This window comes from Alphaproteobacteria bacterium PA2 (assembly GCA_002256425.1).
Lineage (GTDB): Bacteria > Pseudomonadota > Alphaproteobacteria > Caulobacterales > Caulobacteraceae > Phenylobacterium.
The window spans coordinates 2,484,278-2,506,287 of sequence record NKIZ01000001.1; the positions used below are offsets into that span (position 1 = coordinate 2,484,278).

The window sequence follows — 22,010 nt, forward strand, 5'->3', positions numbered from 1 at the left end:
GTCTAACGCCCGCGCGCGCCGCGCAATTTCGACTTCTTGATCAGGCCCTCATACTGGTGAGCCAAAAGGTGGGATTGAATCTGGGTCACCGTATCCATGGTCACGCTGACCACGATCAGGATTGACGTGCCGCCCAGATAGAAGGGCGCATGATAGGCCGAGATCAGGATCTCGGGCACGAGACAGACAATGGCGATATAGGCCGCGCCCACAACGGTCAGGCGGGTCAGGACAAAGTCCAGATACTCCGCTGTCCGCTTGCCCGGACGGATCCCCGGCAGGAAGCCGCCATACTTGCGCAGGTTCTCGGCCGTATCCTCCGGATTGAAGACCACGGACGTGTAGAAGAAGCAGAAGAAGATGATCAGAAGGCCATACAGCACCATGAACAGCGGCTGTCCGTGCTGAAGCTGGCCCACCGCCACCGGCAGCCATTGCAGCTGGCTGGGCAGGTTCGCATTGGCCAGGAAGCTCATGGCAGTCGCCGGCAGAAGCAGCAGTGACGACGCAAAGATCGGCGGAATGACGCCGGCGGTATTGACCTTCAGCGGCATGAACGAGGTGTCGCCGCCGAACATGCGATTGCCCTGCTGGCGCTTGGGATACTGCACCAGCAGACGGCGCTGGGAGCGCTCCATGAAGACGATGGCCAGAATGGCCCCTACCGCTACGGCCAGGATGGCGACGCCACCGACCGCTGACATCTGCCCGGTCTGCATGACGGTCAGAAGCTGCATGATGCCGGTCGGCAGATTGGCCACGATACCGGCGAAGATCAGCAGGGAAACACCATTACCGACCCCGCGGCTGGTGATCTGCTCGCCCAGCCACATGAGGAACATGGTACCGCCGGTCAGGGTGACCACGGTCGAAATGATGAAGAACAGGCCCGGATTGAGCACCAGGCCAGGTGTCGCCTGCAGTCCCGACGCAATGGCAAAGGACTGGAGGAGCGCCAGAACAACCGTCAGGTAGCGGGTGTACTGGTTCATGGTCTTGCGACCGGCCTCCCCGCCTTCCTTCCGCAGCTTCTCCCAGGGCGGATAAACCGTACCGAGCAGCTGGACGATGATGGAGGCGGAAATGTAGGGGCTGACGTTCAGCGTAAAGATCGCCATGCGCTGGACAGCGCCGCCCGAGAACATGTTGAACATGCCCAGAATGCCCTTGGACTGACCTTCAAAGGCCTGGGCAAAGGCGACTGTGTCGATCCCCGGAATCGGCAGGTAGGTGCCAAGCCGGTAGACCACCAGGGCCAACAAGGTGAAGTAGATCCGATTGTGAAGCTCCGTCGCCTTCTGAAAGGAGCCGAAGTTCATATTGGCGGCGAGCTGTTCGGCGGCCGAAGCCATTTAGAACCTCACGGATTGATCGGGTCGTACATAGGGGGTCTGCAGCCGTCTGTCATCTGGCGACCAGGACCGATGATCCGAATACAGCGCGAAGGCGGCCTGGCCGCAAGCGACCAGTCCCTACTTCCGCGCCGCGAGACGGTGCTAGGCCTTGACCTTTTTCTGCAGCTTGCCCTTGGGGGCGTCGCTGACAACCGGAGCGGTGAGCGTGACCGAACCGCCAGCCTTCTCAACAGCGGCCACGGCCGCGGCGGAAGCGCCATAAACTGTGATGTTCAGCTTGGACTTCAGCTCGCCCTTGGCCAGGAGGCGCACACCGTCGAGTTCACGACGGACGATGCCGCTCGCCAACAGGGCGGCCGCGTCGATGGGCTTCTTGGCGTCCAGCTTGCCGGCGGCAATGGCCTGCTCCAGGCGCCACAGGTTCACTTCGGCGAACTTCAGGGCGTCAGGATTGTTGAAGCCGCGCTTGGGCATACGCATGTGCAGCGGCATCTGGCCGCCTTCAAAGCCCGCAATGGCGACGCCGGAACGGGCCTTCTGACCCTTTACGCCGCGACCAGCGGTCTTGCCCTTGCCCGAACCGGGGCCGCGGCCGACACGCATGCGGCCCTTGGTGGAACCCTCGCGGGGGGAAAGCTCATTGAGCTTGGTCATAGACGCCTCTCCTTGGAGATCAATCGCCGGCCTGCGCCGACTCGGCTGAATGGAAACCGCCCCCGAAGGGGCGGCTGGAAACTTAACTTACGACTTCGACCAGGTGGCTGACCTTGGCGATCATGCCGCGAACCGAAGGGGTGTCCTCGAGGATCGCGGTACGACCGATGCGGTTCAGGCCCAGACCGACGAGGGTCGCGCGCTGGTCCGAGGTCCGACGGATCGGGCTGCCAGTTTGGCGAACGGTGACTTTAGCCATGGGTTACTCTCCGTCGGCGGCGGTCGCGGCGGCGCCATCGGCGCGACGGCCGAGCACATCCGAAACCTTCTTGCCGCGCTTGTTTGCAACTTGCCGGGGCGAAGACTGGGCCTTCAGCGCCTGGAACGTCGCGCGCACCATGTTGTAGGGGTTGGACGAACCAACCGACTTGCCGACAACGTCCTGGACGCCGAGGGTTTCCAGAACCGCACGCATCGGACCGCCAGCGATGACGCCGGTGCCGGGAGGTGCCGAGCGGACCATGACCTTGCCAGCGCCCCAGCGGCCGTTGCCGTCGTGGTGCAGGGTGCGGCTCTCGCGGAGCGGCACGCGGATCATGGACTTCTTGGCTTCTTCCGTCGCCTTGCGGATTGCTTCGGGAACTTCCCGAGCCTTGCCGTGACCAAAGCCGACACGGCCCTTCTGGTCGCCAACGACCATCAGAGCAGCGAAGGAGAACCGGCGGCCCCCCTTCACGGTGGCGGCGACACGGTTGATGTGCACCAGCTTTTCGACGATGTCGGACTCGGCGCGCTCTTCCGTCGGAGCATTCCGGTCGCGACCCCTGCGAGGACCGCCTTCGCCGCGTTGTTCGTTTCCACGAGCCATCAGCTTACCCCTAGAAGTTCAAGCCGGCTTCGCGCGCGGCGTCGGCAAGGGCTTTCACCCGGCCGTGATACATGTAGCCGCCACGATCGAAGACGACGTCCTTGACGCCCTTTTCCATCGCGCGTTGAGCGACCAGGGCGCCGACACGCGCCGCTGCTTCCTTGTCCGAGCCCTTGGTCTTGCCTTCACCTTCGAGGGAAGACGCCGCCGCCAGGGTCACACCCGCCTTGTCATCAATAATCTGGGCGTAGATGTTCTTGGACGAACGGAAAACCGACAGGCGCGGACGCCCGTTGGCCAGGGAACGGAGACGAATGCGGGTGCGCTCGGCGCGCCGCTTCGCGGAATCTCTGTGAGAAATAGCCATGACCTACTTCTTCTTGCCTTCCTTGCGGCGAACCTTCTCGCCGGCATAACGGACACCCTTGCCCTTGTAGGGCTCCGGCGGACGGATGCGGCGGATACGGGACGCGATTTCACCGACGGCTTGCTTGTCGATGCCGCTGATCTTGATTTCGGTCTGCTTCGGCACCGCGAAGGAGATCCCCGCCGGCGGCGGCAGATCAACATCGTGGCTGAAGCCCAGTTGCAGGGACAGGTCGTTGCCCTTCATCGCCGCACGATAACCAACGCCGACCAGTTCCAGGGTTTCTTCAAACCCGGTGGTGACGCCGGTGACCATATTGGCGATCAGGGTGCGGGACAGACCCCACATGGCCTGGGCCCGGGTGGACTCCACGCGCTTGGACAGGGTCAGTTCCCCACCGTCCTGCTTGACCTCGATTTCTTCGGCCACGGTCCAGGAGAGTTGCCCCTTGGGGCCCTTCACCGAGACGGTCTGGCCGTCGATTGTGACGGTCACGCCGGCCGGAACCGGCACGGCCTTCTTTCCGATCCGCGACATCTTAGTAGACCCGCAACAGAACTTCGCCGCCCACATTGGCTTCGCGAGCCGCCGTGTCGGACATCACGCCCTTGGGCGTCGAAAGGACCGAGATGCCGAGGCCATTCTTGATGGGCTTCAGATCTGCGATCGACGAATAGACGCGACGGCCAGGCTTCGAAACGCGCTTGATCTCGACGATGACGGGCTGGCCGTCAAAGTACTTCAGCTCGATTTCGAATTCCGGGAATGCGCCGGGCTTTTGGACCAGCTGGTAGCCGCGGATGTAACCTTCTTCGGCCAGCACATCGAGAACGCGCGCACGCATCTTCGAAGCGGGGGTCGAAACCTTCGAACGTCCGCGGGTAGCGGCGTTCTTCATGCGGGCGATCATATCGCCAACGGGGTCGTTCACCATGGGACCCTCCTCACCAGCTCGACTTGACGAGGCCGGGGATCAACCCGTGCGAGCCCAGTTCGCGCAGGGCGATCCGGCTCATCCTCAGCTTGCGGTAATAAGCGCGCGGACGTCCGGTCACATCGCAACGGTTGCGGATGCGGGTCTTGGACGAGTTGCGCGGCAGCTCGGCGAGTTTAAGCCGGGCTTCGAAACGCTCTTCGAGGGGCAGGCTCTCGTTGTTGGCGATCGCCTTGAGCGCATCGCGCTTGCTGGCGAACTTCTTGACGAGGGTCTTGACCATCTCGTTACGGTTGACGGCGCTCTTCTTGGCCATTTGCTCTTTCCTTCCCGTCCCTAAGCGTTGAACGGGAACTGGAATTCCTTGAGAAGCGCACGCGCTTCGTCATCGGTCTTCGCAGTCGTGGCGACGATAATGTCCATGCCCCACATCTGATCGATCTGGTCATAGTTGATCTCGGGGAACACGATGTGTTCCTTCAGACCCATGGCGTAGTTGCCACGACCGTCGAACGAAGTGGGCTTCAGGCCCCGGAAGTCCTTCACCCGCGGCAGAGCGATGGTGATCAGACGGTCCAGGAATTCGTACATGCGGTCCGAACGAAGGGTCACCTTCGCACCGACCGTCATCCCTTCGCGCAGCTTGAAGCCGGCGATGGAGTTGCGGGCCTTGGTGGGCATGGGCTTCTGACCGGCAATCTTGGTCAGATCGGCGATCGCCGTATTGACCTTCTTGGAGTCTGAAACCGCCTCACCGATCCCCATGTTCAGGACGATCTTGTCCAGCTTGGGGATCTGCATTTCGTTGGTGTAGCCAAACTGCTCCTTCATCGCAGCGCGGATGCGCTGGCGATACTCGGTCTTCAGTCTCGGCTCATAAGCTTGCTCAGCCATTGATCACCTCGCCGGTCGTCTTGGCGACCCGAACCTTCTTGTCGCCCTCGACCCGGAAGCCGACGCGGGTCGGCTTGCCGTTGGAGTCCACCAGAGCCACGTTGGAGACGTGAAGCGGGGCTTCCTTGTTCTTGATGCCGCCCTGGGGGTCACCCTGCGACGGCTTGGTGTGGCGCTGAGCAATGTTCAGGCCTTCCACGACGACGCGGCTTTCCTTGGGCAGAACCTTCAGGATGTTGCCCTGACGGCCCTTGTCCTTACCGGCCAGGACCACAACGCGGTCCCCTTTTTTGATCTTTGCAGCCATCACAGCACCTCGGGGGCGAGGGAGATGATCTTCATGTGGTTCTTGGCGCGCAGTTCGCGGGGAACCGGGCCGAAGATCCGCGTGCCGATCGGCTCGCTCTGCTTGTTCACAATGACGGCGGCGTTCTTGTCGAACCGGATCACCGATCCGTCCTTACGCTTGATCGCCGAGGACGTGCGCACGACGATGGCCTGAAGGACGTCGCCCTTCTTCACCCGTCCGCGCGGAATGGCTTCCTTGACGGAGACGACGATCTTGTCGCCGACGCCGGCGTAACGACGCCCCGCACCGCCCAGCACCTTGATGCACATGACGCGACGCGCACCGGAGTTGTCGGCCACTTCAAGGTTGGTCTGCATCTGGATCATTGGATCGGACCTCCCTTATGACGACTGTTGGGAGTCGCCCTTAGGCAGGACTTCCCAGGTTTTGGTTTTCGACTTGGGCGCACACTCGACAATGCGGGCGATCTCGCCGGCCTTGAAGGTATTGCCTTCGTCATGCGCGTGGTACTTCTTCGACCGACGGACGGTCTTCTTCAGCACCGGATGCAGGAAGGTGCGTTCCACCTTCACAATTATGGTCTTGTCGCCCTTATCGGAGACGACGAGGCCTTCGAGAACTCTTTTCGGCATTTCGTCGGTCTCCTTAAGCCGTAGCCTGCTTGGCGCGCAGGACGGTCTTGATCCGCGCAATGTCCTTGCGGACTTCGCTCACGCGGTGGGTCTTCTCGACCTGGCCCGTCGCACCCTGGAAGCGCAGGTTGAACTGCTCCTTCTTCAGGTTCAGCAGGCTTTCGGCCAGTTGGTCGGGCGTCATGCCCCGGATGTCATCAATCTTCATCACGCGTGCTCCGCGACAGCGTCGATGCGGGTGACGATGCGGGTCTTCACCGGAAGCTTGGCTGCGCCAAGGCGCAGGGCTTCACGGGCCACATCGTCCGGCACGCCGTCGATTTCGAACATGATCCGGCCAGGGTGAACCCGGGCGGCCCAGTATTCCACGGCGCCCTTGCCCTTACCCATCCGGACTTCGGCAGGCTTGTCGGTCACGGGAAGGTCCGGGAAGATCCGGATCCAGACCCGGCCCTGACGCTTCATCTGACGGGTGATCGCGCGGCGGGCCGCTTCGATTTGACGTGCAGTGATGCGCTCAGGCTCGACGGACTTCAGCCCGTAGGACCCGAAATTCAGGGTGAAACCGCCCTTGGCGATCCCGTGGATCTTGCCCTTGAACTGCTTGCGGTACTTGGTTTTCTTCGGCGAAAGCATGGTTAGACCTTACGCTCCAGCTTGTTCGCGACGGTCACGACGCGGGCCGCGATCAGGACGATCGCCGCGCTCACGTCCACCGCCCTCACCGGCCGGGCCGGATTCGGTTGCGAGACGCTTGTCGAGGGCCATGGGGTCATGCTCGAGGACTTCGCCCTTGAACACCCAAACCTTCACGCCAATGATGCCGTAGGTCGTCTTGGCTTCGGTGAAGCCATAGTCGATGTCGGCGCGCAGGGTGTGACGCGGCACTCGGCCTTCGTGATAGGATTCGGCCCGGGCGATTTCCGCACCGCCGAGACGACCCGAAACTTCGATACGCATGCCCTTGGCGCCGATCCGCATGGCGCTTTGCAGCGACCGCTTCATGGCGCGACGGAAGGCGATCCGGCGCTCGAGTTGCTGGGCGATGTTTTCAGCGACCAGCTGGGCGTCAGCTTCCGGCTTGCGGATTTCGACGATGTTCAGGTGAACCTCGCCATCCGTCATGGCGGCGATGTCCTTGCGCAGCTTTTCAATGTCCGCACCCTTCTTGCCGATGACCACGCCAGGGCGGGCGGCATAGATGGTGATGCGGCACTTCTTGTGCGGGCGCTCGATGATGATGCGCGACACGCCAGCCTGATAGAGACGCTTCTTCAGGTTCTTGCGGACGGCGATGTCTTCATGGAGCAGCTTGCCGTACTCGGCGCCGTCGGCGAACCAACGGCTGTCCCAGGTGCGGTTGATGCCGAGGCGAAGCCCGACCGGATTGACTTTTTGACCCATCAGGCGGCCTCACCCAATTCGCGGACCACGATGGTGATCTCGCTGAACGGCTTTTCGATACGGGAAGCACGGCCGCGAGCGCGGGCCGAGAAACGCTTCATGATCAGGTTCTTGCCCACGAAGGCCTCGGCCACGACCAGGGAGTCGATGTCGAGGTTGTGGTTGTTTTCAGCGTTGGAGATCGCCGAATACAACGCCTTGCGGACGTCGCCAGCGATGCGCTTGTGGCTGAATTCCAGCTCGTTCAGGGCCCGCTGGACCTTGAGGCCGCGGATCGACTGGGCGACCAGGTTCAGCTTCCGGGCGCTGATACGCACCGCGGTCACCTTCGCCATCGCTTCGGCCGGCTTGAGCCGACGCGCTTTTGCTTGCTTGGCCATGGCTACTTTCTCTTCGCCTTCTTGTCGGCGGCGTGACCGGGGAAGTACCGGGTCGGCGCGAACTCACCGAGCTTCATGCCGACCATGTCTTCGCTGACCAGCACGGGAACGTGCTTCTGGCCATTGTGGACACCGAAGGTCAGACCGACGAATTGCGGCATGATGGTGGAGCGGCGCGACCAGGTCTTGATCACATCCTTGCGGCCGGAGCCGAGAGCGGCGTCGGCCTTCTTGAGCAGGTATCCGTCGACAAACGGACCTTTCCAGACGGAACGGGTCATGGCTTAGCGAGCCTTCCGAGCATGACGCGAACGGATGATGTACTTGTCCGTCGCCTTGTTGGTGCGGGTCTTGGAACCCTTGGTCGGCTTGCCCCACGGGGTGACCGGGTGGCGACCGCCGGAGGTGCGGCCTTCGCCGCCGCCGTGCGGGTGATCGACCGGGTTCATGGCCACGCCGCGAACGTGCGGACGACGGCCCTTGTGACGAGCGCGACCGGCCTTGCCGAGCACTTCGTTCATGTGATCCTGATTGGAGACCGCGCCGACCGTAGCCATGCAGCCGTCCTGGACCATGCGCAGTTCGCCGGAATTCAGGCGGATCTGGGCGTAGCCGGCGTCACGACCGACCAGCTGGGCGTAGGCGCCAGCCGAACGGGCGATCTGACCGCCCTTGAGGGGCTTCAGCTCGACATTGTGGATGATCGTGCCGATCGGCATGCTGCGAAGGGGCATGGCGTTGCCCGGCTTCACGTCAGCGCGCTCAGCGGCGATGACCTGATCGCCAGCCTTCAGACGCTGAGGCGCCAGGATGTAGGCCAGTTCACCATCTGCGTACTGGATCAGGGCGATGAAGGCGGTCCGGTTAGGATCGTATTCTATGCGCTGAACGACGCCGACCACGTCAAGCTTGCGACGCTTGAAGTCAACAACGCGGTAGAGACGCTTGTGACCGCCGCCACGGAAGCGGACAGCGATACGACCGCCGCCGCCACGTCCGCCGGACTTGGTCAGACCTTCGACGAGCGACTTTTCCGGACGGCCCTTGTGGAGCTCGGAACGGTCGATCAGCACCAGGGTGCGGCGACCCGGCGACGTCGGATTAAACTGCTTCAGAGCCATCGGATCAGAGCCCCGTGGTGATGTCGATCGACTGGCCTTCAGCCAGGGTCACGACAGCCTTCTTGACATCCGAGCGACGGCCCGGACGACCGCGGAACCGCTTGGTCTTGCCCTTGACGACCAGGGTGTTGACCTTGGTGACAGTGACCTTGAACAGGGTTTCGACGGCGGCGGAGATTTCGTCCTTGGTCGCGTCCATGGCGACCCGGAAGACGACCTTGTTCTGCTCGGAAAGCAGGGTGGCCTTTTCCGTGATCACCGGCGCGAGGACGGTGTCATAATGACGGGCGGAGGGATTGGCCATCAGGCGGCTTCCTTCTCAGCGAAGCGCGCATTGATCGCTTCGACCGCGTCCTTGGTGAGGACGAGGGTCTGACGACGCAGCACGTCATAGACGTTGAGACCGGCGTTGGGCAGGACATCCACATTCGGGATGTTGCGGGCGGCCAGCTTGAAGTTGGTGTCGACTTCGACGCCGCCGATGACCAGGGCGTTGATGAGGCCCATCTTGCCCAGCTGCTCGCGCAGGCCGGCGGTCTTGGCTTCCTTCAGCGCGAGGCTGTCGACGATGACCAGCGAACCAGCCTTGGCCTTGGAGGACAGGGCGTGGCGCAGGGCCATGGCCCGGATCTTCTTGGGCAGGTCAAAGGCGTGACTGCGGACGACAGGGCCGTGAGCCTTGGCACCGCCGACGAACTGGGCCGCACGGCGTGAACCGTGACGGGCGCCGCCGGTGCCCTTCTGCTTGTACATCTTCTTGCTCGTACGAGAGACCTCGTTACGAACCTGAATCTTGTGCGTGCCGGCGCGACGCTTGGCGAGTTGCCAGGTCACGACCCGCTGCAGGATGTCACCGCGGATGTCTTCGATGCCGAAGATGGCGTCGGACAGTTCAATGGAACCGCCCTTTCCGCCGTCGAGTTTGATGACGTCGAGTTTCATTATTCTTGACCCTCGGCTTGCGGCGCTTCAGCCGGAGCTTCTTCCGCAACGGCAGGAGCCGCAGCAGCCTGGCCAGCCTTACGGAAGGCGCCCGGCATCGGAAGGTCGGCCGGAGCCTTGGCCTTCACGGCGTCGCGGATCTTCACGTAGGAACCCTCGGTGCCGGGCACTGCGCCCTTCACGAGGATCAGGCCACGCTCGGTGTCGATACGCCAGATGGTGACGTTCAGGGTGGTGACGGTTTCCTGACCAAGGTGGCCAGCCATCTTCTTGCCCTTGAAGGTCTTGCCCGGATCCTGGCGCTGACCGGTCGAACCGTGAGCACGGTGCGAGACGGAGACGCCGTGGGTGGCGCGCATGCCGCCGAAGTTCCAGCGCTTCATGGCGCCGGCGAAACCCTTACCGACCGTCGTCCCGGTGACATCGACCTTCTGGCCGGCCAGGAAGTGGTCCGCCGTCAGCTCAGCGCCGACGTCGATCAGGTTTTCCGGAGACACGCGGAATTCAGCGAGTTGCTGCTTGGGCTCGACCTCAGCCTTGGCGAAGTGTCCGCGCAGGGCCTTGGTGGTGTTCTTGGCCTTCCTGGCGCCGGCTCCGAGCTGGAGGGCGACATAGCCGTCTTTTTCCTGGGTCCGCTGAGCGGTGACCGAACAGCCTTCGAGGCTGAGGACAGTCACCGGCACATGGGTTCCCGCTTCATCAAAGAAGCGCGCCATGCCCAGTTTCTTGGCGATCACGCCGGTACGCATCGACCGATCCCCTACAGCTTGATCTCGACGTCCACTCCGGCGGACAGGTCGAGCTTCATGAGCGCGTCCACGGTCTGCGGGGTGGGGTCGACGATATCGAGCACGCGCTTGTGCGTGCGGATTTCGAACTGCTCGCGCGACTTCTTGTCGATGTGCGGCGAGCGGTTGACGGTGAATTTATTGATGTGCGTTGGCAGGGGGATAGGCCCCCGCACTGTCGCGCCGGTACGCTTGGCCGTGTTTACGATCTCGCGTGTGGAATGATCCAGCACGCGGTGATCGAAGGCCTTGAGCCGGATGCGGATGTTCTGACGATCCATATCGCTCTTCAGTTTCCCCTACAGACGTCGAACCGTCCGCGTGACTTTGACCATTTCAAAGACCAACCCGTGCACCCCCTTTCGAGAGAGGCGCCCGTACGCGAAAGTCCGCTAAAACGACTTAAGACCCATGCAACGACGTTGCGGGGGTCTCAACTTGCTCCCCGAAATCCTTGGAAATCAGGGCGTTTTGCGGGCCGCGTCTGCATTCCAAATCACTCTGGAATGCACAGCCGGTCCAACAAGAGGCGCGTCTATACGTGTGCGACTCGTAGCCGTCAAGGGCTGCGGGGCGCCAAATCCCGTCCCCGCGCGATTATGGGAGCGGCGTCGAAGAGGTCAGGCTGAAAGCGGACTGGAGGTTCCGGTACACGACAACCTGCCAGCGGCTTCCGTCCGTCAGTGTCAGATCCAGCCGGTAGTTGAGGCCCGCCACCACCTGGCTCTGGGCTGCGTCCAGGCTCTTGAGGGTCGCGCCCGGGCGGTTGAGGGCGGTGACAGCAAAGACCGCCGCAGACTTTGCGTCCTCGTCGATCGCCGCCTGGCTCCACCCGCCGGTGATCGTGGGCTCGACCCGGGTTTCAGGCGGGTTGGTCGGTACAGGCGGCGCACAGGCCCCCATGGCCAGGACCAGACTTAGGGTGAGGCTCCACCTTGATGCTGAATTCATTTCCCGCTCCTTCTGTCCAGGCGCCCGCATTATGGACCATGGCGCGCCCGGACCAAGGGGTGGCGGCAACTATTCAGGCTTGTATTCCGAACCGCCGATCAGGATCGAGCCAGAACCGGCCGTCGATTTCGAGACACTGCCGGTCACCTTGTGCACCCGGATGTCCCCCGACCCGGCGACCCGCGCCCTCAGTGACCCTGCGACGAGGTCGAGATTGACATCGCCGGACCCGGCGACCGAGACCGAGGCGTCCGAAGCGTGACCTCCGGCTATCAGGACATCTCCAGATCCGGCGACCTTGACATCGACCGGACCATTCGCCGAGGCCACCTTGACGTCTCCGGAGCCGGACACCGACACCGTAACCGGGCCAGCCGCTGGGCCGGCAGAGAGATCGCCGGACCCGGCTATCCGAACGTCAAGCTCGCTGGATGCACCCATCCGGATGTCGCCAGACCCGGCCTGCCTGATCCTGGCGCGCCCAGCCACGTCCGCAAGAACCCAGTCGCCGCAGCCGGCATTGCCGACATCAAGGCTCCCAGCCTTGCCGATCACACCAAAGACAGCGCCGCCGGCTTCCCCAACCACAGCCTTGGGCGTGCGGATCACCACCTGGGGCATGTCGGCGTAAGCGATTTCGCCGAGACCAAGGACGTTCACCCGCACATTCTCGCCCATGGCGCGGCAGTTGGTGATCCGGTGGCCGAGCTTTCCGTCAATCACCACCTTGTCGCCCTCAGTGCGGACCGTCAGAGGCACCTTGGTGTTGGCCTTCAGCACCTCAACCTTGATGTCATTGCGAGCTTCGGGGATCACAACCACACGAGCAACCGCGTCGCGGACCTCGTAGGCGGCTGCATTGGCCGCGCCGCTTGAGGCCGTCAGGAAAAGCGCAGCAAGAAAAGACATTCGACCCATGGTCAGGCTCCCAATCCAGGATGATGAACAGAGGCTAGTCGCAAGCAGCACCTGAAACACTTTAATTCGAGGTCATGACAAATCGGTCATTTCGAACGGGTTCTTCGCGGCTGGCGGGTGTCTTCATACCGATTTTTCCACTGGCGCCCTTGGCGGAGACTTCTATTCTGACCCAGAGGGCGTCCTCTGGAGAGAAATTGAGATGAGACTGCAACTGGCTGTACTCGCGGCCCTGGCCGTTCTGCCGGCGACCCCAATTCAGGCGCAGGCCTATGCCGACCAACCCCCGCCTGGGGACTACTGGCGCACCTGCCGCAATGTTAACCTGGATGGATACGGCGCAAGCGCTGCCGTCAGCGCCACCTGCCGCGACGACCGTGGGCGCACGCGCAGCACGTCCCTGGCCTTCGCCAGCTGTAATGGCCCCGTGACCAACCGCGATGGTCAACTGGTGTGCGCCCGCAACGGCTACGGCCCGCCCAATCAGGGCGGCGGATACTATTCCGGCGGCAACGGCGGTTACTACGGTGGCGGCTACACCCCAGGCGGCGGCTATAACAATGGGGGCGGCTACAATGGTGGTGGCTACAACAGTGGCGGTGGCTATGGCGCTCGTCCCGGCGCCTATGCCCCGGGCGCCATCACGCTGTATTCCGGTCCCCAGTTCCAGGGGCCGGCCTTCACGGTGAACCGGGAGGTCACAAACCTTCCGCGGCAGTACAATGATCAGGCCATGAGCCTGCGTGTTCAGGGCGGTGCCTGGCAGATCTGTGCTGACAGCGATTTCGAAGGTCGCTGCCAGGTGATCGACCGCGACGTACCGAACCTGAATGAGCTGGGGCTCGGAGAGGCCATCAGCTCGGTCCGGCAGGTCCGTTAGGCGACAAGGGGACGGGGCCCTGGCCCCTCCCCGACCCGCTTCATTGCGCAATAAAAAAGGCCGCCCGGGTTTCCCTGGGCGGCCTCTTCTATGGGGTGGTGTCTGAAGACTACTCGATGATCTTCGAGACGACGCCGGCGCCGACCGTACGGCCGCCTTCGCGGATGGCGAAGCGCAGGCCCGGATCCATGGCGATCGGGGTGATCAGCTCAACGTCCAGCTCGGCATTGTCGCCAGGCATGATCATTTCCACGCCTTCACGAAGACGGATGATCCCCGTCACGTCGGTGGTGCGGAAGTAGAACTGAGGACGATAGTTCGTGAAGAACGGCGTGTGACGACCGCCTTCTTCCTTCGTAAGGATATAGGCCTCAGCCGTGAACTTGGTGTGCGGCGTGATCGAGCCCGGCTTGCAGAGAACCTGACCGCGCTCAACGTCTTCACGCTTGGTGCCGCGCAGCAGAACGCCGACATTGTCCCCAGCCTGACCCTGGTCAAGCAGCTTGCGGAACATTTCGACGCCGGTGCACACCGTCTTCTGGACGGGACGGATGCCGACGATCTCGACTTCCTCACCGACCTTCACAATGCCCTTCTCGATACGACCGGTCACAACCGTGCCGCGGCCCGAGATGGAGAACACGTCTTCCACAGGCATCAGGAACGGAAGGTCCACAGGACGCTCCGGCTGCGGGATGTAGGCGTCGACGGTTTCCATCAGAGCCAGGATCGACTGCTCACCGATCTTCGGATCGCCGCCGTCAATGGCCACCTTGGCCGAACCCATGGTGATCGGAATGTCGTCGCCCGGGAACTCGTAGGACGACAGAAGTTCGCGAACTTCCATCTCCACCAGTTCCAGCAGCTCGCTGTCGTCAACCAGGTCGACCTTGTTCATGTAGACAACCAGGGCCGGAACACCGACCTGACGGGCCAGCAGAATGTGCTCGCGGGTCTGGGGCATCGGGCCGTCGGCAGCGCTCACCACCAGGATGGCTCCGTCCATCTGGGCCGCACCGGTGATCATGTTCTTCACATAGTCAGCGTGGCCAGGGCAGTCGACGTGGGCATAGTGACGGTTGGCCGTCTCATACTCGACGTGAGCCGTGTTGATCGTGATGCCGCGGGCCTTTTCTTCAGGCGCCGCGTCAATGTCCGCGTAGGCCATGGCCTTCGCGCCGCCGGCCTTGGCCAGCGTCATCGTAATCGCCGCCGTCAGCGTCGTCTTGCCATGGTCAACGTGACCAATCGTGCCGATGTTGCAATGCGGCTTGTTGCGTTCGAATTTCTCTTTGGCCATCTCAAGCTCCAGCCCTATCCGGGCTTGTCCTCTAATCTAGGGTTGGGGTTTAGGCGTACTTCTTGATCACTTCGTCGGCGACGGCTTGCGGCACCGTTTCGTAGTGGTCGTACTGCATCGTGAACTGCGCCCGGCCTTGGCTGAAGGAACGCAGGGTGTTGATGTAGCCGAACATGTTGGCCAGCGGCACGAAGGCCGTGACCACCTGGGCATTGCCCCGGGTTTCTGTGCCCTGGATCTGACCACGGCGAGAGTTCAGGTCGCCGATCACGTCGCCCATGTACTCATCGGGGGTCAGAACCTCGACCTTCATGATCGGCTCGAGCAGCTTGGGGCTGCCCCGTTCACGGAGTTCACGGAAGGCGGCGCGGCTGGCGATTTCGAAGGCCAGGACCGAGGAGTCAACGTCGTGATAGCCGCCGTCATAGAGGGTGGCCTTGAAGTCGATCAGCGGGAAGCCGGCCAGCAGGCCATTGTCCTTGGCGGACTCGATGCCCTTCTGGACGCCGGGGATGAATTCCTTCGGGACCGAGCCACCGACAATGGTGTTCTCGAAGACGAAGCCCGTACCGGCTTCACCCGGCTCGAACTTGATCTTGACCCGGGCGAACTGACCCGTACCGCCGGTCTGCTTCTTGTGGGTGTAGTCGATGTCGGCGACGCGGCCGAGGCTCTCGCGATAGGCAACCTGAGGCGCGCCGATATTGGCTTCGACCTTGTAGGTCCGCTTCAGGATATCGACCTTGATGTCCAGGTGCAGTTCGCCCATGCCCTTCATGATGGTCTGACCCGACTCCTGGTCGGTGTGGACCGTGAAGGACGGATCTTCGGCGACCATCTTGGCCAGGGCAACGCCCAGCTTTTCCTGGTCAGCCTTCGACTTCGGCTCAATAGCGATTTCGATAACCGGCGCCGGGAAGTTCATCTTCTCGAGGATGACCGGGGACTTGGTCGGATCGCACAGGGTGTCGCCGGTGCGGGTGTCCTTGAGGCCGGCCAGGGCGACGATGTCGCCGGCGAAGGCTTCCTTGATGTCTTCACGGTTGTTGGAGTGCATGAGCAGCATGCGGCCAACCCGCTCGCGCTTTTCGCGGGTCGAGTTGAGCAGGCCCATGCCGGTTTCCAGCTTGCCGGAATAGATGCGGCAGAAGGTCAGGGAGCCCACGAAGGGGTCGTCCATGATCTTGAAGGCCAGAACGGAAAGGGGCTCTTCATCGGACGCATGGCGCACGATCGGCTCTTCTGTCTTGTAGTCGATGCCGGGCGTCGGAGGAATGTCGAGGGGCGACGGCAGATAGTCGACCACGGCATCGAGCAGGGGCTGGACGCCCTTGTTCTTGAAGGCCGAGCCGGCGAGGATCGGATAGAAGGCGCCGGTCAGAACGGCCTTACGCAGGCACTTCTTGATGACCGCTTCGGTGGGCTCTTCGCCGCCGAGATAGGCTTCCATGGCTTCGTCGTCGAGTTCGACGGCGTTTTCGATCATGTAGTTGCGGGCTTCTTCAGCCTCGGCCTTCATGTCGTCGGGAATTTCTTCGTCGTGATAGTTGGCGCCGAGACCTTCGGAGTCCCAGACCACGGCCTTCATGCGGACCAGGTCGACAATGCCCTTGAGGCTCGACTCAGCGCCGATCGGCAGCTGGATCGGAACGGCCTTCACGCCCAGGCGCTCGCGGATGGTCTTCAGGCACATCTGGAAGTCAGCGCCGATCTTGTCCATCTTGTTGACGAACACGATGCGCGGAACGTTGTAGCGGTCGGCCTGACGCCAGACGGTTTCAGTCTGGGGCTCAACGCCCTGGTTGCCGTCGAGCACGGCGACCGCGCCGTCGAGAACCCGCAGGGAGCGTTCGACTTCAATGGTGAAGTCCACGTGGCCGGGGGTGTCGATGATGTTCAGGCGGTGGCCATTCCAGTAGGCGGTGGTCGCAGCCGAGGTGATCGTGATGCCACGCTCCTGCTCCTGCTCCATCCAGTCCATGGTGGCCGCGCCGTCATGGACTTCGCCGATCTTGTGGCTCTTGCCCGTGTAATAGAGGATCCGCTCCGTCGTCGTGGTCTTGCCCGCATCGATGTGGGCCATGATTCCGAAGTTACGGTAGTCGCTGATGGGGTTCGAACGGGACATAGCGGGCGGCCTGCTAATAAGGATTTCGGCGGGTGGCAAACGAACAGCGCGGGCGGTTTATCGCAAACCGCCCGCGCCGGAAAGTCAGTGTTTCGCGGGTATTACCAGCGGTAGTGCGAGAACGCCCGGTTGGCTTCCGCCATCTTGTGGGTGTCTTCACGCTTCTTGACGGCGGAGCCGCGGTTCGAAGAGGCGTCCAGGATTTCACCGGCCAGCTTTTCGGTCATGGTGTTTTCGCCACGCTTGCGAGCGGCGGTCACCAGCCAACGGATGGCCAGGGCCTTGCGGCGGTCCGGACGAACTTCGACGGGCACCTGATAGGTGGCGCCGCCGACCCGACGGGAGCGGACTTCGATCCCGGGGGCGACGTTTTCCAGGGCCGAGTGGAAGGTTTCCAGGGGACCCTGGTCCTTGCGCTTGGCTTCCAGAATATCGAAGGCGCCGTACAGAATGTTTTCTGCGACGGCCTTTTTGCCTTCGTACATCACGTAGTTCATGAATTTTGTGACAGTGAGGTCTCCGAACTTCGGATCCGGCAGAACTTCACGTTTCTCGGCGCGACGGCGGCGGGACATGTTTCTTTTCCTTACTTAGGACGCTTGGCGCCGTAGAGCGAACGACGCTGCTTGCGGTCCTTCACCCCTTGGGTGTCGAGCACGCCGCGCAGGATGTGGTAACGCACGCCGGGAAGGTCCTTCACGCGGCCCCCACGGATGAGCACAACGGAGTGCTCCTGCAGATTGTGGCCTTCGCCGGGGATGTAGCACAGCGCTTCGAAGCCCGTGGTGAGACGCACCTTGGCCACCTTACGAAGCGCGGAGTTCGGCTTCTTCGGCGTGGTCGTGTAGACGCGGGTGCAAACGCCGCGACGCTGGGGGCAGCCCTTCAGGGCCGGAACCTTGTTGCGCGACGGCTTGTCCTGCCGGGGCTTACGGATGAGCTGGTTGACTGTTGGCATCTAATCTCTGCTCTGGAAGCGTGTGCCGTTGGGCCGAGGCGCTTCAATTGGGGTTTTTGTTGTTCTCGCTTCCGCGACCGACCTTCTGAACGCAAAAACACGCCGGCGCCTGGGCCCCGGCGGGTTCGCCCGCCCCTAGGGGAGAGCCGTTCATCAGGACCAGGGACGACTCCCGGCCTCGAAAAGAGCGCGGTTCATACTCGTGAAGGGGGTTGGCGTCAACGGCGGCGGCGACAAGTCCGCCAAATGAGGCCGCTATTCCCCGATTGTCGCTTTGCGGCCACGATTTCGCCCCGGCCTTCCAGCAGCTTGGCTGTGAGTATACGAGGGGGCGATGGCGCAGGGAAAGACCTATCAGAGGCCGGCGATCGCCCTTGCCTCCCTGGCCTTCCACGCCCTGATCCTTTCGGGACTGGCCCTCCACCATGGCCGGGAGATGCGCATCGCCGCCCCGGAAGATGTCTTCGCCGTGACGGTCCTGCCCAGATACCTGACGCCTGAGGAACAGGTGCGGCGGGCGCCGACCCTGGTGAAAATCCACAAGACGGAACGTAGACCGGAGAGGCAGGATGTCCCGCCCCTGATCCTGCCCCCTGCCCCGCCCCTGGCGACGAGCCAGCCCGGCGCTCCCCCCTCCGGCATCACCCCGGAACAATTGGGCCAAGCTCTCCGCAATGGCGGCGTCGGGTGCAATCCACCGGGACTTCCAGGCCTGAGTCGCGAGGCGCGGGAGATCTGCGAGGCGCGGCTGGCTGCAGGGGCAAGGACCGCAGGCTATCTCGGCAACGGCGTGGCGCGGGACAAGCAGGCGGCTTTTGACCAGGTCACCAGTTTCAGGGAATGGCGCAACCGTCAGGCGCCCGCCGGGATGGGACATGCCAATGTCACCGCAGAGGCGGCCCAGAGGCGAAACCAGAACGGGTCCGGTCGTCCGGGGGATGAAGGCGCAGCGCCGCCAGGCCTGGGCGACATGCCTCACAAGACAGTCGTGCCGTTCTAGCCTCAGTTAGGCGCCGGGCCTCCGTCTAGCGGACCTTCAGCACCAGAATGACCAGCAGGGCTGACAGGGCCAGCTGCACCATCAGGAACCGCACCAGAACCTGGGTGTTCGACCATCCCAGCTCCTTGCGACAATGGTCGTGCAGGGGAAAGCGGATGCCCCCGAGGATCTTCAGACCGAAGAACCGCAGCAGGGCGACCTTGAACAGTCCGGTCGCCCCGTTGAGCAGGATGACCGAGGCCGTCAACACAATGAAGGTCGGATTGTTGGTGGCGACGACCAGCATGCCGATCAGAAGCCCCAGGGGCCTGGATCCGGCGTCCCCCATCAGCACCAGGCTGGGAGCGGCGTTGTACCAGAGATAGCCTGCAAGGCAGCCGACCATCAGGAAGGCCATAATCGCCCAGTTGGCCCCTTCCCGGTTCACCGGAATGGAAAGGTGGTCCGCCACCACGGCATTGCCGATCACCGCATAGAGCAGGCCGCCCAGGATCATGATCGCAGTTCCGGCAAGGCTGCCTGAAACGCCGTCCACACCATCGGAGCAATTGGTCGCGTTGATGGAAATCCAGATGATCCCGGTCGCCAGGGGAATGGCCAGCCAGGGGCTGAGATGCAGGGTTTCCTTCCACCCCGGCAACCAGATGGGCGCATCCTGGGTTCCGCAGATCACCAGGGCCGCCGCCCCGGCGATCAGGAGGTCAAAGACGGCGAGCTGGTACTCATTGAAGCCGCCCCGTCGGTCATCGAAGTATCCGACCATCATGGCGGCCAGGATGATCGGCACGGTGTAGAGGCAGCGGGCGCCGAAGGGCACGAACAGCAGGGCGGCCAGACAGAACAGGCTCACGAAGATCAGACCTGCGCTTACCGGCTTTCCCACGCTGAGTTCGGCGTTGACCGCAAACGCCCTGCCCTTGTCTGTCGGCAGATGGCCCCAGAGTTTGGGCAGCAGGATCCAGGTCGCGAGGGCGCTCAGGGCGAAACCAGTGGCGGCAAGAAAGAAGAATGAATTGAAGAGCCGCAGAGGTCCCCAGACCTCGCCGAAATTCGCATAGATCCAGGTCAGCATCGATCGCAGGTTCCGAGGGAGAATCCCTGCGCCAGTTGTAGCGGCCGCCCAGGCGTCAGGACCAGACCCCACCAATCACCGATGACCGGCAGCGCCTAGTCACATCCCAGGCGGGCGTCCCGCCTCATGGCTTGGCTGGCAGGTTCCTGGCCAGGAATGCGCCCAGGGTCTCCAGCATCTGGATCCGGGTCGGCGACTGCATCAGATAGTGATCATCCCCCGCCAGATTGACCAGGTCCACGGACTTGCCGGCCCTGCTCAGGGCCGCGGCCATGCGCTGGGACTGTTCGGGTAGGACAATGGTGTCGCGATCGCCGTGCATGAGCAGGATGGGTATCTTGACGGCATTCACCTGCTGCATGGGCGACATGGCGCTTTGCTGCGCCAGGTCAGCGCGCCCCAGGGCACGACGCCAATACTTCAGTGAATCGGACTCGCTGCCATAGGCGCGGGCCTGTTCACGGATGAACAAGGTCACATCAGCCACCCCGGCCATGGAGGCTGCGCAACGGTATGCGTCAGGATTGAGGGTCGCCCCCGCCAGGGCCGCATAGCCGCCGAAGCTCCAGCCGAATATGCAGACCCGCTTGGGGTCCGATATGCCGGCCGACGCCAGGGCGGCGACTCCATCCAGCAGATCGGTCTGTATCTTGCCCGCCCATTCCCCATGACCAGCCTTCTCGAATTCGGCGCCATAGCCGTCAGACCCTCGAAACTGGGGTCTGAGAACGGCATAGCCCCTGGAGGCAAGGAATTGGGTGAGATAGTCGAACCCCGGATCATCATGTCCGGCCGGCCCTCCATGTGGCATGACAACAAGCGGCGGCTTGGTCTTTCCCGGCTGCACCCCTGCCGGCAAGGTCAGGAATGCCGGGATCTCCAGCCCGTCCCTGGCCTTGTAGTTGAATGCCTGGGTCGTCCCCAGGGTAAGGTCCTTCAGTTCAGGATAGGCCTCCCCGATGGGTGAGATCGCCTTCCTGGGAATGTCGAAAAGATACCAGACCGGTGGCAGATCAGCGCTCTCTACGGAAAAAACAAAGCGGCTGCGGTCCGCAGACCAGCTTTGCAGTTCCACCTGCTTGCCTTTGAATATCTTGGCGAGAACGCCATGGATCGCGCCGACGCCGGGATCCAGCCATTCGACAGCAGGAGACTTGCCCATGACCTGGACGCCGACCGCAGCCTTCAGACCGGCGTCCCAGACAAGGGCGAGATCAGCGTCCCTGGTCTGACGACTGATCGGGGTGGACGCGCCATCCTTGAGGCTCTGCCTGACAATTTGCAGGCCATCTGCGCTCTCGCGGGTCAGGAAGATGGCGTCATCCGGGTCGGAGTAACCCAGATAGCCGGTGTGATCGTCCATGCGGGTCTCGGAGAACACAGAATTCCAGGCCGACTTGCCTTTTGGTCGCGCCATGATGGTGAACTTGCCGGTCAGCTCATCGGTTTCCAGCCGGACCCTGGCCTGCCCGGTTACATCGGTCGCCCATCCCCAGGCGTCGAAATCGCCAAGCTCAGCTATGGCGCCGTTTCCATTGGCTGGATCGACGCTCCACATGGCCCATGTAAGGGAGGATTCCGCTCCCTTTCGCTTGAAGCGGGTGTTTGCATTCTGCTCCGCCTCACCGGCGTCATGAAGGCCGAGCATCAGAACCCTGGGCTTGGCTCCGCCGGTTACCCCGACGATGGGTTGTCCAACCGCAAAGTTTGAATCGACGCTGTTGTCCAGCAACCTGGACGCCACCTTTGCGGAAGGCGTGATGGCGTAGGTCCTCTCGAGGCGATAGGCGACCTTCTCGAGGGAATTGTCCCAGTGCGCGGTCTGCACCAGCACATAGGCGTCGGCCGCCCACCTGATGCCGACCGTTTCGACCTTTCCCAGCCTGAGGGACGCAACATCAGGTTTGTCGACAGTTGCGATGGAGACAGTCCGGTCATCCGGTGCGCCACCGAGAATGGCGATCATCTGCCCATTGGGCGAGATCACCGCCTGCTGGACGGACGGCAGCCTGCCAAAGGCCGATGCCGGAATCTGTGATTGCGCGACAGCCGGTCCTGCAAACCCCAACCCGAGGATGACCAACGCAACTGACACTTTCATGATACCGCCCCTCAACCTGTGACGAGGCTATCGACAGGTTATATTCGGGGCAA

Annotated in this window: 32 protein-coding genes; 2 read left to right on the top strand and 30 right to left on the bottom strand. The window is 62.7% G+C overall.

Features of this window, described 5'->3' with window-relative positions:
- Positions 1–2: 2 nt before the first annotated feature.
- The 24 genes from CFE28_11930 to CFE28_12045 form a co-directional block, all read right to left on the bottom strand.
- Positions 3–1,352 (bottom strand): preprotein translocase subunit SecY, encoded by a 1,350-nt coding sequence (locus CFE28_11930; GenBank protein ID OYU70636.1) that lies wholly within the window; start codon positions 1,350–1,352, stop codon positions 3–5.
- Between the two features lie 144 nt (positions 1,353–1,496).
- The gene (locus CFE28_11935) at positions 1,497–2,009 is read right to left on the bottom strand and encodes a 50S ribosomal protein L15 (GenBank protein OYU70637.1); all 513 of its coding nucleotides are present in this window, start codon (positions 2,007–2,009) and stop codon (positions 1,497–1,499) included.
- Between the two features lie 82 nt (positions 2,010–2,091).
- Positions 2,092–2,268, bottom strand: coding sequence for a 50S ribosomal protein L30 (locus tag CFE28_11940; protein ID OYU70638.1), 177 nt, complete (start codon positions 2,266–2,268; stop codon positions 2,092–2,094).
- Positions 2,269–2,271: 3 nt separating this feature from the next.
- Complete coding sequence (locus tag CFE28_11945; protein ID OYU70639.1) at positions 2,272–2,877, bottom strand: 30S ribosomal protein S5; 606 nt, start codon at positions 2,875–2,877, stop codon at positions 2,272–2,274.
- Between the two features lie 10 nt (positions 2,878–2,887).
- On the bottom strand, positions 2,888–3,244 hold the full coding sequence (locus CFE28_11950) for a 50S ribosomal protein L18 (protein ID OYU70640.1): 357 nt from the start codon (positions 3,242–3,244) through the stop codon (positions 2,888–2,890).
- 3 nt (positions 3,245–3,247) lie between these two features.
- Positions 3,248–3,781 (bottom strand): 50S ribosomal protein L6, encoded by a 534-nt coding sequence (locus CFE28_11955; protein ID OYU70641.1) that lies wholly within the window; start codon positions 3,779–3,781, stop codon positions 3,248–3,250.
- 1 nt (position 3,782) lies between these two features.
- A complete protein-coding gene (rpsH, locus tag CFE28_11960; GenBank protein OYU70642.1) occupies positions 3,783–4,178 on the bottom strand; it encodes a 30S ribosomal protein S8 in 396 nt (131 codons plus the stop codon).
- Positions 4,179–4,188: 10 nt separating this feature from the next.
- Positions 4,189–4,494 carry a 30S ribosomal protein S14 gene (locus CFE28_11965; protein OYU70643.1) on the bottom strand — a complete coding sequence of 102 codons (306 nt, stop codon included), beginning with the start codon at positions 4,492–4,494 and terminating at the stop codon, positions 4,189–4,191.
- A gap of 20 nt (positions 4,495–4,514) precedes the next feature.
- Positions 4,515–5,072 carry a 50S ribosomal protein L5 gene (locus CFE28_11970; protein OYU70644.1) on the bottom strand — a complete coding sequence of 186 codons (558 nt, stop codon included), beginning with the start codon at positions 5,070–5,072 and terminating at the stop codon, positions 4,515–4,517.
- Entirely contained in the window at positions 5,065–5,379 is a 315-nt protein-coding gene (locus CFE28_11975) for a 50S ribosomal protein L24 (GenBank protein OYU70645.1), read from the bottom strand. Before CFE28_11975 ends, CFE28_11970 begins: the two co-directional genes overlap by 8 nt.
- Positions 5,379–5,747, bottom strand: a complete 369-nt coding sequence (locus tag CFE28_11980) for a 50S ribosomal protein L14 (GenBank protein ID OYU70646.1) — start codon at positions 5,745–5,747, stop codon at positions 5,379–5,381. The genes CFE28_11975 and CFE28_11980 overlap by 1 nt, the downstream gene beginning before the upstream one ends.
- A 15-nt stretch (positions 5,748–5,762) precedes the next feature.
- Positions 5,763–6,014, bottom strand: a complete 252-nt coding sequence (locus CFE28_11985) for a 30S ribosomal protein S17 (GenBank protein OYU70647.1) — start codon at positions 6,012–6,014, stop codon at positions 5,763–5,765.
- A gap of 13 nt (positions 6,015–6,027) precedes the next feature.
- The gene (locus CFE28_11990) at positions 6,028–6,222 is read right to left on the bottom strand and encodes a 50S ribosomal protein L29 (protein OYU70648.1); all 195 of its coding nucleotides are present in this window, start codon (positions 6,220–6,222) and stop codon (positions 6,028–6,030) included.
- Positions 6,222–6,650, bottom strand: a complete 429-nt coding sequence (locus CFE28_11995) for a 50S ribosomal protein L16 (GenBank protein ID OYU70649.1) — start codon at positions 6,648–6,650, stop codon at positions 6,222–6,224. The genes CFE28_11990 and CFE28_11995 overlap by 1 nt, the downstream gene beginning before the upstream one ends.
- A gap of 9 nt (positions 6,651–6,659) precedes the next feature.
- Entirely contained in the window at positions 6,660–7,418 is a 759-nt protein-coding gene (locus CFE28_12000) for a 30S ribosomal protein S3 (protein OYU70650.1), read from the bottom strand.
- Positions 7,418–7,798 (bottom strand): 50S ribosomal protein L22, encoded by a 381-nt coding sequence (locus CFE28_12005; GenBank protein ID OYU70651.1) that lies wholly within the window; start codon positions 7,796–7,798, stop codon positions 7,418–7,420. The genes CFE28_12000 and CFE28_12005 overlap by 1 nt, the downstream gene beginning before the upstream one ends.
- Positions 7,799–7,800: 2 nt before the next feature.
- On the bottom strand, positions 7,801–8,079 hold the full coding sequence (locus CFE28_12010; GenBank protein OYU70652.1) for a 30S ribosomal protein S19: 279 nt from the start codon (positions 8,077–8,079) through the stop codon (positions 7,801–7,803).
- Between the two features lie 3 nt (positions 8,080–8,082).
- Positions 8,083–8,919 (bottom strand): 50S ribosomal protein L2, encoded by an 837-nt coding sequence (locus tag CFE28_12015; GenBank protein OYU70653.1) that lies wholly within the window; start codon positions 8,917–8,919, stop codon positions 8,083–8,085.
- Positions 8,920–8,923: 4 nt separating this feature from the next.
- A complete protein-coding gene (locus CFE28_12020; GenBank protein OYU70654.1) occupies positions 8,924–9,223 on the bottom strand; it encodes a 50S ribosomal protein L23 in 300 nt (99 codons plus the stop codon).
- Entirely contained in the window at positions 9,223–9,861 is a 639-nt protein-coding gene (locus tag CFE28_12025) for a 50S ribosomal protein L4 (protein OYU70655.1), read from the bottom strand. Before CFE28_12025 ends, CFE28_12020 begins: the two co-directional genes overlap by 1 nt.
- Positions 9,861–10,610, bottom strand: a complete 750-nt coding sequence (locus tag CFE28_12030) for a 50S ribosomal protein L3 (GenBank protein ID OYU70656.1) — start codon at positions 10,608–10,610, stop codon at positions 9,861–9,863. The genes CFE28_12025 and CFE28_12030 overlap by 1 nt, the downstream gene beginning before the upstream one ends.
- Positions 10,611–10,621: 11 nt before the next feature.
- Positions 10,622–10,930, bottom strand: a complete 309-nt coding sequence (locus CFE28_12035; GenBank protein OYU70657.1) for a 30S ribosomal protein S10 — start codon at positions 10,928–10,930, stop codon at positions 10,622–10,624.
- 316 nt (positions 10,931–11,246) lie between these two features.
- Positions 11,247–11,552 (bottom strand): hypothetical protein, encoded by a 306-nt coding sequence (locus CFE28_12040; GenBank protein OYU70658.1) that lies wholly within the window; start codon positions 11,550–11,552, stop codon positions 11,247–11,249.
- Positions 11,553–11,669: 117 nt separating this feature from the next.
- Positions 11,670–12,518: a hypothetical protein gene (locus tag CFE28_12045; GenBank protein OYU70659.1), complete on the bottom strand. Its 849-nt coding sequence runs from the start codon at positions 12,516–12,518 to the stop codon at positions 11,670–11,672.
- Between the two features lie 202 nt (positions 12,519–12,720).
- Here CFE28_12045 and CFE28_12050 point away from each other — a divergent pair, with 202 nt between their 5' ends.
- Positions 12,721–13,398 carry a hypothetical protein gene (locus CFE28_12050; protein ID OYU70660.1) on the top strand — a complete coding sequence of 226 codons (678 nt, stop codon included), beginning with the start codon at positions 12,721–12,723 and terminating at the stop codon, positions 13,396–13,398.
- Between the two features lie 109 nt (positions 13,399–13,507).
- Here CFE28_12050 and tuf read toward each other — a convergent pair whose 3' ends face one another.
- From tuf to CFE28_12070, 4 genes are all read right to left on the bottom strand, one after another.
- Positions 13,508–14,698 carry an elongation factor Tu gene (gene tuf / locus CFE28_12055; GenBank protein OYU70661.1) on the bottom strand — a complete coding sequence of 397 codons (1,191 nt, stop codon included), beginning with the start codon at positions 14,696–14,698 and terminating at the stop codon, positions 13,508–13,510.
- 49 nt (positions 14,699–14,747) lie between these two features.
- Positions 14,748–16,826, bottom strand: coding sequence for an elongation factor G (gene fusA / locus CFE28_12060; protein OYU70662.1), 2,079 nt, complete (start codon positions 16,824–16,826; stop codon positions 14,748–14,750).
- A gap of 101 nt (positions 16,827–16,927) precedes the next feature.
- Positions 16,928–17,401: a 30S ribosomal protein S7 gene (locus CFE28_12065; protein OYU70663.1), complete on the bottom strand. Its 474-nt coding sequence runs from the start codon at positions 17,399–17,401 to the stop codon at positions 16,928–16,930.
- A gap of 11 nt (positions 17,402–17,412) precedes the next feature.
- Positions 17,413–17,784, bottom strand: coding sequence for a 30S ribosomal protein S12 (locus CFE28_12070; GenBank protein OYU70664.1), 372 nt, complete (start codon positions 17,782–17,784; stop codon positions 17,413–17,415).
- 334 nt (positions 17,785–18,118) lie between these two features.
- On the opposite strand from CFE28_12070, the gene CFE28_12075 reads away from it, so the two are divergent.
- Entirely contained in the window at positions 18,119–18,784 is a 666-nt protein-coding gene (locus CFE28_12075) for a hypothetical protein (protein ID OYU70665.1), read from the top strand.
- A gap of 25 nt (positions 18,785–18,809) precedes the next feature.
- Here CFE28_12075 and CFE28_12080 read toward each other — a convergent pair whose 3' ends face one another.
- Together CFE28_12080 and CFE28_12085 are read right to left on the bottom strand one after the other, a co-directional pair.
- The gene (locus CFE28_12080; protein OYU70666.1) at positions 18,810–19,856 is read right to left on the bottom strand and encodes a phospho-N-acetylmuramoyl-pentapeptide-transferase; all 1,047 of its coding nucleotides are present in this window, start codon (positions 19,854–19,856) and stop codon (positions 18,810–18,812) included.
- Between the two features lie 124 nt (positions 19,857–19,980).
- Entirely contained in the window at positions 19,981–21,957 is a 1,977-nt protein-coding gene (locus CFE28_12085; GenBank protein OYU70667.1) for a hypothetical protein, read from the bottom strand.
- Positions 21,958–22,010 lie beyond the last annotated feature (53 nt).

Bases quoted from the DNA above. Each gene is read 5' to 3' on its own strand.
- CFE28_12005 (OYU70651.1), bottom strand. From the start codon at position 7,798: ATGGCCAAGCAAGCAAAAGCGCGTCGGCTCAAGCCGGCCGAAGCGATG.
- CFE28_11990 (OYU70648.1), bottom strand. From the start codon at position 6,222: ATGAAGATTGATGACATCCGGGGCATGACGCCCGACCAACTGGCCGAA.
- CFE28_11965 (OYU70643.1), bottom strand. From the start codon at position 4,494: ATGGCCAAGAAGAGCGCCGTCAACCGTAACGAGATGGTCAAGACCCTC.
- CFE28_12080 (OYU70666.1), bottom strand. From the start codon at position 19,856: ATGCTGACCTGGATCTATGCGAATTTCGGCGAGGTCTGGGGACCTCTG.
- CFE28_12030 (OYU70656.1), bottom strand. From the start codon at position 10,610: ATGCGTACCGGCGTGATCGCCAAGAAACTGGGCATGGCGCGCTTCTTT.
- CFE28_11985 (OYU70647.1), bottom strand. From the start codon at position 6,014: ATGCCGAAAAGAGTTCTCGAAGGCCTCGTCGTCTCCGATAAGGGCGAC.
- CFE28_11935 (OYU70637.1), bottom strand. From the start codon at position 2,009: ATGACCAAGCTCAATGAGCTTTCCCCCCGCGAGGGTTCCACCAAGGGC.
- CFE28_12000 (OYU70650.1), bottom strand. From the start codon at position 7,418: ATGGGTCAAAAAGTCAATCCGGTCGGGCTTCGCCTCGGCATCAACCGC.
- CFE28_11980 (OYU70646.1), bottom strand. From the start codon at position 5,747: ATGATCCAGATGCAGACCAACCTTGAAGTGGCCGACAACTCCGGTGCG.
- CFE28_11955 (OYU70641.1), bottom strand. From the start codon at position 3,781: ATGTCGCGGATCGGAAAGAAGGCCGTGCCGGTTCCGGCCGGCGTGACC.
- CFE28_11930 (OYU70636.1), bottom strand. From the start codon at position 1,352: ATGGCTTCGGCCGCCGAACAGCTCGCCGCCAATATGAACTTCGGCTCC.
- CFE28_12025 (OYU70655.1), bottom strand. From the start codon at position 9,861: ATGAAACTCGACGTCATCAAACTCGACGGCGGAAAGGGCGGTTCCATT.
- rpsH (OYU70642.1), bottom strand. From the start codon at position 4,178: ATGGTGAACGACCCCGTTGGCGATATGATCGCCCGCATGAAGAACGCC.
- CFE28_11970 (OYU70644.1), bottom strand. From the start codon at position 5,072: ATGGCTGAGCAAGCTTATGAGCCGAGACTGAAGACCGAGTATCGCCAG.
- CFE28_12070 (OYU70664.1), bottom strand. From the start codon at position 17,784: ATGCCAACAGTCAACCAGCTCATCCGTAAGCCCCGGCAGGACAAGCCG.
- CFE28_12065 (OYU70663.1), bottom strand. From the start codon at position 17,401: ATGTCCCGCCGCCGTCGCGCCGAGAAACGTGAAGTTCTGCCGGATCCG.
- CFE28_12020 (OYU70654.1), bottom strand. From the start codon at position 9,223: ATGGCCAATCCCTCCGCCCGTCATTATGACACCGTCCTCGCGCCGGTG.
- CFE28_11975 (OYU70645.1), bottom strand. From the start codon at position 5,379: ATGGCTGCAAAGATCAAAAAAGGGGACCGCGTTGTGGTCCTGGCCGGT.
- CFE28_11950 (OYU70640.1), bottom strand. From the start codon at position 3,244: ATGGCTATTTCTCACAGAGATTCCGCGAAGCGGCGCGCCGAGCGCACC.
- CFE28_12075 (OYU70665.1), top strand. From the start codon at position 18,119: ATGGCGCAGGGAAAGACCTATCAGAGGCCGGCGATCGCCCTTGCCTCC.
- CFE28_12040 (OYU70658.1), bottom strand. From the start codon at position 11,552: ATGGGGGCCTGTGCGCCGCCTGTACCGACCAACCCGCCTGAAACCCGG.
- CFE28_11945 (OYU70639.1), bottom strand. From the start codon at position 2,877: ATGGCTCGTGGAAACGAACAACGCGGCGAAGGCGGTCCTCGCAGGGGT.
- tuf (OYU70661.1), bottom strand. From the start codon at position 14,698: ATGGCCAAAGAGAAATTCGAACGCAACAAGCCGCATTGCAACATCGGC.
- CFE28_11940 (OYU70638.1), bottom strand. From the start codon at position 2,268: ATGGCTAAAGTCACCGTTCGCCAAACTGGCAGCCCGATCCGTCGGACC.
- CFE28_12050 (OYU70660.1), top strand. From the start codon at position 12,721: ATGAGACTGCAACTGGCTGTACTCGCGGCCCTGGCCGTTCTGCCGGCG.
- CFE28_11995 (OYU70649.1), bottom strand. From the start codon at position 6,650: ATGCTTTCGCCGAAGAAAACCAAGTACCGCAAGCAGTTCAAGGGCAAG.
- CFE28_12035 (OYU70657.1), bottom strand. From the start codon at position 10,930: ATGGATCGTCAGAACATCCGCATCCGGCTCAAGGCCTTCGATCACCGC.
- CFE28_12015 (OYU70653.1), bottom strand. From the start codon at position 8,919: ATGGCTCTGAAGCAGTTTAATCCGACGTCGCCGGGTCGCCGCACCCTG.
- CFE28_12045 (OYU70659.1), bottom strand. From the start codon at position 12,518: ATGGGTCGAATGTCTTTTCTTGCTGCGCTTTTCCTGACGGCCTCAAGC.
- CFE28_12010 (OYU70652.1), bottom strand. From the start codon at position 8,079: ATGACCCGTTCCGTCTGGAAAGGTCCGTTTGTCGACGGATACCTGCTC.
- fusA (OYU70662.1), bottom strand. From the start codon at position 16,826: ATGTCCCGTTCGAACCCCATCAGCGACTACCGTAACTTCGGAATCATG.
- CFE28_12085 (OYU70667.1), bottom strand. From the start codon at position 21,957: ATGAAAGTGTCAGTTGCGTTGGTCATCCTCGGGTTGGGGTTTGCAGGA.